This is a genomic window from Streptomyces sp. 130 (assembly GCF_007096885.1).
Taxonomy (GTDB): Bacteria; Actinomycetota; Actinomycetes; order Streptomycetales; family Streptomycetaceae; genus Streptomyces.
This window is the reverse complement of sequence record NZ_VJNO01000097.1, coordinates 1-1,593: the sequence shown is the minus strand read 5'-3', so window position 1 is coordinate 1,593 and position 1,593 is coordinate 1. Positions and strand designations below refer to the sequence as shown.

General features: G+C 72.0%; 1 protein-coding gene. It reads left to right on the top strand.

Annotated features, from left to right (window positions below; genetic code table 11):
- Positions 1 to 1,593 (top strand): polyketide synthase dehydratase domain-containing protein (locus tag FKN01_RS32140; RefSeq protein WP_185993081.1); only part of this gene is annotated, 1,593 nt, incomplete at both ends.

Genomic DNA, 1,593 nt, shown 5'->3' with positions numbered 1-1,593 from the left:
TGTGGCGGTGGACTGGGCCCGGCTCTTCGAAGGCACAGGCGCCCGCCGCGTCGACCTGCCCACGTACGCCTTCCAGCATCAGAACTACTGGATCGTCGGCGAGCAGCACGGCGCGGACGCGGAGTCGATGGGGCAGGCGACGGCCGGTCACCCGCTTCTGAGCGCGGTCGTCACGTCGCCGGATGCCGACAGCGTGATTCTGACCGGCCGCCTGTCCACCGGCACCCAGCGCTGGCTGGCCGATCACGCACTCGGAGACGTCGCGCTCTTCCCCGGCACGGGCTTCGTGGAACTGGCACTCAGGGCAGCGGACGAGGTCGGGTACGCCGGCCTTGAGGAGCTGACTCTGGAAGCGCCGCTGGTGCTGCCGGAGCATGAGGGCGTCGCCCTCCAGGTCGTCGTCGGCCCCTGCGACGACTCCGGCCGACGCTCGGTGACCGTGCACTCGCGAGCCGAAGCGACGGACCAGCCGTGGGTGCGTCATGCCACGGGCTCGGTCGTATCCGCCGTTGACGCGTCCAGGGTCGCCGACGTGGCGTGGGCCGCGGGACAGTGGCCGCCGGCCGGTGCTGAGCCGGTGGACCTGGACGGGTTCTACGAAGGCATCGCGGAGGCGGGCCTGAGCTACGGGCCGTCCTTCCGCGGGCTGAGCGAGGCATGGCGGTCCGACGGGCATGTCTACGCGGAGGTGGGCCTCCCCGAGGGGATCGAGCCCGGCGCCTACGCCCTGCACCCCGCCCTCTTCGATGCGGCGTTGCACGGGGTGGCGCTGTCGGGCGCCGCGAGTGAGGGTGCTGCGTTGCCGTTCGCGTGGTCGGACGTGTCGCTGGGTGCGGTGGGTGCGCTGGGTGCTTCGGCGGTGCGGGTCCGGGTCTCGGCGGAAGGTGAGGGGCGGGTGTCGGTGGCACTCGCCGATGCCGGTGGTGCGGTGGTGGCGTCGGTCGGTTCGCTCGTGCTGCGCTCGGTGGAAGGGGAACGGCGCGCGGCGGCCGAATCCGGCGTGCGGGGTTCGCTGTTCGGAGTGGAGTGGCCGGAGGCGGCGTTGCCCGAAGCCGGCGAGGCGGCGGAACTGACGGTGGGGCGCTGGGACGACGTGGTGGGTTCGTCGGGTGTGGTGCCGGACGTGGTGACGTTCGATTCGCTGCGCGCCGGTGAGGCGGAGGCCGTCTCCGCGGGTGTGGTGCGGGATGCGGTTTCCGAGGTGTTGGGGGTGGTGCAGGAGTGGCTGGGCGATGAGCGGTTCGACCGCTCGCGGTTGGTGGTGCGGACGCTGGGTGCCGTCGCGCTGCCCGGTGAAAGCGTGGGTGACGTAGCGGGCGCGGCGGTGTGGGGTCTGGTGCGCTCGGCGCAGTCGGAGAACCCCGGACGTGTCGTGCTGCTGGACGGTGAGCTGAGCGCACCCGCCGAGATGTCGCGCGTGCTGGCGCTGGGGGAGTCGCAGGTGGTGGTGCGTGAAGGACGTGCTCATGTGGGCCGCCTCCAACGCGTCGCGCCGTCCGATGGTGACCGGCAGGTTGTGGAGTTCGACGCTGCGGGGACGGTGTTGTTGACGGGTGGTACGGGGACGTTGGGGCGGGTGTTCGCGCGTCATCT